The organism is Lutibacter sp. (assembly GCF_013139515.1).
GTDB lineage: Bacteria > Bacteroidota > Bacteroidia > Flavobacteriales > Flavobacteriaceae > Lutibacter.
In genome coordinates this window covers 1-5,702 of record NZ_WTAR01000113.1, presented here as the reverse complement: position 1 = coordinate 5,702, position 5,702 = coordinate 1, and the positions used below count along the sequence as shown (strand labels likewise).

Annotated in this window: 6 protein-coding genes; 3 read left to right on the top strand and 3 right to left on the bottom strand. The window is 29.6% G+C overall.

Translation table 11 applies throughout. The features are described from left to right. Together GQ540_RS10055 and kdsA are read left to right on the top strand one after the other, a co-directional pair. Positions 1–792: OmpA family protein (locus GQ540_RS10055; protein ID WP_291800613.1), on the top strand; the 792-nt coding region annotated here is incomplete at its 5' end. A gap of 72 nt (positions 793–864) precedes the next feature. Further along, a complete protein-coding gene (kdsA, locus tag GQ540_RS10050; RefSeq protein ID WP_291800611.1) occupies positions 865–1,683 on the top strand; it encodes a 3-deoxy-8-phosphooctulonate synthase in 819 nt (272 codons plus the stop codon). Between the two features lie 16 nt (positions 1,684–1,699). Here the strand turns inward: kdsA and GQ540_RS10045 are convergent, their stop codons facing one another. Together GQ540_RS10045 and GQ540_RS10040 are read right to left on the bottom strand one after the other, a co-directional pair. Then, positions 1,700–2,077, bottom strand: a complete 378-nt coding sequence (locus tag GQ540_RS10045) for a DUF1801 domain-containing protein (protein ID WP_291800609.1) — start codon at positions 2,075–2,077, stop codon at positions 1,700–1,702. Positions 2,078–2,139: 62 nt separating this feature from the next. Next, positions 2,140–4,689: an adenosylcobalamin-dependent ribonucleoside-diphosphate reductase gene (locus GQ540_RS10040; protein ID WP_291800607.1), complete on the bottom strand. Its 2,550-nt coding sequence runs from the start codon at positions 4,687–4,689 to the stop codon at positions 2,140–2,142. Between the two features lie 166 nt (positions 4,690–4,855). On the opposite strand from GQ540_RS10040, the gene GQ540_RS10035 reads away from it, so the two are divergent. Further along, positions 4,856–5,428: a hypothetical protein gene (locus GQ540_RS10035; protein ID WP_291800605.1), complete on the top strand. Its 573-nt coding sequence runs from the start codon at positions 4,856–4,858 to the stop codon at positions 5,426–5,428. On the opposite strand, the gene GQ540_RS10030 is transcribed toward GQ540_RS10035, so the two are convergent. Continuing rightward, the gene (locus GQ540_RS10030) at positions 5,417–5,635 is read right to left on the bottom strand and encodes a DUF3820 family protein (protein ID WP_291800603.1); all 219 of its coding nucleotides are present in this window, start codon (positions 5,633–5,635) and stop codon (positions 5,417–5,419) included. The two genes, GQ540_RS10035 and GQ540_RS10030, sit on opposite strands and share 12 nt — an antisense overlap. Positions 5,636–5,702 lie beyond the last annotated feature (67 nt).

Genomic DNA, 5,702 nt, shown 5'->3' with positions numbered 1-5,702 from the left:
AATAGTAATTTAGATGATTTTTCTTTTATAATTGATGAAGATAACAATTCAGGTTATTTTTCTTCAAATAGAAATGGTGGTATTGGTAGTGATGATATTTATAGATTTACTAAAAATAGTACTACTACAATTTCAGGAATAATTCACGATAAAAATAATTTTGAAACACTAGTAGGAACAACAGTAACATTATATGATAAAAACAACACTGTTATTTCTAAAATAACAACAACTAAAGATGCTTCATATATTTTTGAAATAGAAAAAAATAAAATTTATAAAATCCAAGGAAATAAAAACTTATATCTTCCTTCAGAAATTGTATTTTCTACAAATAATGATGGAGACATGAACATAAATCTATTTTTAGAATCAAACAATGAAATTCAAAAAAGCGACGTTACAATAAATAATGTAATTGAAAATAAACATCCTAAAACAATACATAAACCTATTTATTTTGATTTAAATTCATCACATCTTAGACCTAAAGCTAAAATTGAATTGAATGCAATAGTAAAATTAATGAAAAATAACCCCAAATTAACTATTAAGTGTAACTCTCATACAGATTCAAGAGAAAGTTACACTTACAATATTTGGTTATCTGATCGTAGAGCAAAAAGAACTGTAGATTACATAAAATCTAAAGGTATTTCTAATCATAGAATCTCAGGAAAAGGCTATAGTGAAACTCAATTAGTCAATAAATGTAAAAGTGGCATTAAATGTAAAGAGTCTGAACATCAACAAAATAGAAGAACTGAATTTATTATTGTTGAGCATAATTAAACTCATTATTTTTAAATACAAATACAAATTCTTTAAACTTTTAAATAGTACATTTGCATAAAATATTTTACAATGCATTTAGATTTAATTCCAACTATAAAACACACAAATAGCAACAACTTTTTTTTATTAGCCGGACCTTGTGCTATTGAAGGCGAAGAAATGGCTTTGCGTATTGCCGAACACATTTTAAAAGTAACCGATAAATTAGAAATTCCGTTTATTTTTAAAGGAAGTTTTAAAAAAGCAAACAGAAGTAGAATTGATAGTTTTACTGGAATTGGAGATGAAAAAGCATTAAAAATATTAAAAAAGGTCTCTGAAACTTTCAATATCCCAACGGTAACAGATATTCATGATGTTAATGATGCCATAAAAGCTGCTGAATATGTAGATGTTTTACAAATTCCTGCATTTTTAGTTCGCCAAACTGATTTGGTTGTAGCGGCTGCAAAAACAGGTAAAGTTGTAAACTTAAAAAAAGGGCAATTTATGAGTCCTTCAGCAATGAAACATGCGGTTCAAAAAGTAAAAGATAGCGGAAATGAAAAAGCTTGGATTACCGATAGAGGAACTATGTTTGGCTACCAAGATATGATTGTTGATTTTAGAGGAATTCCTGAAATGCAACAATATGCTCCGGTGATTTTAGACGTAACACATTCGCTTCAACAACCAAATCAAAGTAGTGGTGTTACTGGCGGAAGACCTGATATGATTGAAACTATTGCAAGAGCAGGTGTTGTAAATAATGTAGATGGTTTATTTTTAGAAACGCACTTTGATCCTTCAAACGCAAAAAGTGATGGTGCTAATATGCTAGATTTAAAATATTTAGAAAGTTTGCTAAGTAATTTAGTTGCTATAAGGAAAACTATAAATTCTTTTTAAATTTAAAAGAACGCTTTTAAAGCACCCAAGATCTTCTACTATTATCTAAAAATTCAGCAACATCTTTTAATAGCTGAACAAATTGTAGTTCGTTCAAATCTTCTAAACTTTGTACTTGTAAAGAGCGTACTTGTTTTCTGTTATTATCATCTTTTAATTGTGGATATTTGTCTTCTAATAAAACACCTTGTATAAAAGCAACGTCAACATAATTTGTTCCTTTTAAAATATTTAAATACAACATAGGTTTATTATTATACGTATAATAAGGAACTTTGTACTTGTATTTTTCTTCAACACACAGTAAACTCTTAAAAATCACACTACGTACATATAACATAATTGATTGATAAGGCTCTTCTTGATTTAAAATATGTTGCTCAACTGGATTCATAAAAAAACACCAACAATATATGAAATTTTGTTGATGTTTTTTTTATTTAACCAATTATAAGATTACCCACATTTTGAATGACCACAATTTTTACATTTAAGACACCCTTCTTCATAAATAAGCCCTTCAGGGTCACCACATTCAGGGCATTTTTTATCTGCCGCTTTTGTGCCATCTGCAACAAATTGTTTCAATGTACGTACAATACCATTTTTCCAGGTATTAATATTTTCATCGTACATATTTAAATTGTTAATTAAATCTACTACATATGCTATTGGCATTCCATGACGTAATACTCCCGAAATAAGTTTGGCATAATTCCAGTATTCTTTATCAAAAGTTCTAGACAGCCCTTCCAAAGTTACTTTATATCCTTGTTTATCTAAAAATTGAAAATCGTAACGAGAAGCTCCTTTATCATCTCTATTTTTAATTACCCAACCTTCTTCTAACCAAGCTGGTAAAATAAATGCATCTTCAATTTTTCCAGTAAATACTTCATAAGGTCTATTGTTTATTAAACCAACAACTGCAACCCATTTATCATAATCATTTTGAAAACGTACAACTTTTGCCTCTATCGCTTTAGGTCTTTTTGGAAAAATTGTTTCTGCAAAACACTCATCATTCTTCTTTTCCTTTTTATCATCATTTGACACTAAAATTCCACTTCTAGAACCATCTCTATAAACTGTTATTCCTTTTAAACCTTGTCTCCACGATTCTATATAAATATCACCAACCATTTCAACTGGCACATCAGCAGCTAAATTTATTGTTGAACTTATAGAGTGTGTCGTATATTTTTGAACCAATGCTTGCATTTCTACACGCTTTTTCCAATCAATTTCAGGTGCAGTTGCGCCTGCATATGGACTGTCTTTAATATCTGTTTTTCCTGAAACTTCCATCCATTGTTTTAATTTTGGATGATATACATCAAATTCTTCAAAAGCATCTCCCATATCATCAACATAGGCAATTTTTGCATTTGGATCGTCTTGATTTACTTTTCTCCTTCTTTTATAAGATAGCAAGAAAACCGGTTCAATACCCGATGATGTTTGTGCCAACATACTTAAACTACCCGTTGGTGCAACTGTACTAACTGAAATATTTCTCCTACCATATTTCATCATTCGCTTATAAATTGATGGAAAATCTTTTTCAATCATTTGAACAAACTCTGAATAATTTTCAATTTCAGGATTGAAAATTTCAAACTTCCCACGAGTTATAGCCATATCAATACTACTATCAAACTCTGCGCTAAATTTGGTTTTCATTATTTCATCTACAACAGCAATTGCCTCATCAGTATCAAACTTTTTACCTAAAGCAGCCATTGCATCAGCCAAAGCTGTAAACCCTAAACCTGTTCTTCTACCTTTTTTACCTGTTTGGTATAGCAATTTCCACGTATCTATTTCAACTTTTTTAATATCAGTTGGTTCTTTATCGTGCATTATTTTATTAAAAATCTTATCAACCGCTTCTAACTCTAAATCAACCAAGTCATCCATCAAACGTTGAGATTCATAGGTTACTTCGTAGAACTTTTCATAATCAAACGTAGCTTCTTCTGTAAATGGTTTTTTAACAAAACTATACAGGTTTATTGCTATTAATCGACAACTATCACCTCCTTGCATTGCAATTTCTGAACAAGGGTTTGTTGAACTATTTTTAAACCCTGGATATACAGAAGATGTGGAATAAAAATGCTGACGATCCCAAAAAATTAAACCTGGTTCAGCAGTATTATGTGCGCATTTTATAATAGTATCCCACAATGATTTTGCTTTAATGGTTTTTGTATATGTTGGCTTTTCACTATCAATTGGCCAACGCAACATAAAATCACCATCATTAACAACAGCCATCATGAATTCATCTGATAACCGAAGAGAAATATTTGCTCCTGTAATTTTAGTTAAATCTTGTTTTATAGTGATAAAGTCTTCAATGTCAGGATGTGCAATATCCATCGTTAACATTAAGGCTCCTCTCCTACCATTTTGAGCAACTTCTCTTGTGGTGTTTGAAAAACGCTCCATAAATGAAACCGCTCCTGTTGTTGTTCCTGCTGAATTTGAAACTTGTGCTCCGTTTGGTCTTAAATTAGATAAATCTACACCTACACCACAACGTCTTTTAAATAATTGTGCTAATTGCTGATCTGTATGGAAAATTCCACCATACGAATCTAAAACTGGTGGAACTACAACACAGTTTGATAAAGAAGCTATTACATTTTCATTTCCCAAAGATGACATTACACTTCCTTGCGGAATGGTATATTTAAAGTCTTTAAACAAGTTAAATATGGCTTCTTCGGTCAAAAATTTACGTTTTTTCCCATAATCAGAAAGACCTTCTTGACTTTTTTCTTTACCTAAATACTTTTTTTCAATACGCGCAAATTCTTTTGACATTCTTTTGTGCATATCATTAGGTGTAGCCTCAAAAAAATCGCCCTTTTTATTCTTCATCGCATACTTGTTAATCCAAGTAGTTGCTGCTAATTCATCACCATTAAAGTACTCTAAAGCACTCTTTAATACATCTTTGTGCGTTAATATTTTTGGAAAGGCTAATTGATCGACCATATTTAAATAAGTTTATTGTGTTGAATTTTTGAATGACTAAAATTATTGAATATTTAAACCTAATTTGTCTTTTACTTCAATTAGTTAATAACATTTAATTGTTGAAAAGTTCATTTTTTTGTCTCCTTTTTTTTTGTAGATTTAAGCTGTAATAATTTTTATAAAATTGAAACCCAAAACTCATAATTTATCTTTACAAGGAATTACTGGAATTTTATTTGGTATTATTTCTCTTTTATTTGTTGTTTTAGTTAATACATTGATCAGTCATTTTACATCTTCCGGTGGAGTTACATCAGTATTGCCAATTACATTTTTTGAAATTTTGATATTACTTAGCGTGGTTTTATTTGTGCTAATCACCTATTTGATAATTGTTTTTGTTAATAAACGAAGAAGAAAAAAAAGCAATTTAAAAGGTTGGGAATCTAATGCTAAAAAAATTAGAGTTATATTTTTTATTCAGTTCATTATTATATTTTTGGCTTCTTATGTGTGCATTCAATTAGGAGTATTAAAACTAATAGCTCCTCTAATACTTTTACTTTATGGAGTAAGCTGTATAATAGCAAATCACTATACTAATGGTTATTCAAAAATATTAGGTTTCTTTTTTGCCTTACAAAGTATGTTGGCTCTATTTTTTCCTGAAGTACAATTTTTATTACTTGGTGTAGCTTTTGGCGGATTTCATATAATTTACGCCATCCAAAACACAAAAAACAATTTAAACTCTTAGTTTTCTAACTAAATCTTCCAATCCATTAAGTTGTATTTCGTAAACTAACCTAAGTTGACCACCAAATGTTCCTTTCGGAAAGCCTTTGTTGTTATACCAAACAATATAATGTTCAGGCAAATCAATTAAATATTTGCCTTTATATTTTCCGTAAGGCATTTTAGTATTTGCCAATTTTTCTAATAAATGTTGTTGGTTATTTTCCATCAACAAAATCTTGCAAATAACTATATCGTTCAGTTAACTTTCCGTTTTCTGTCATTTTTGATCTATG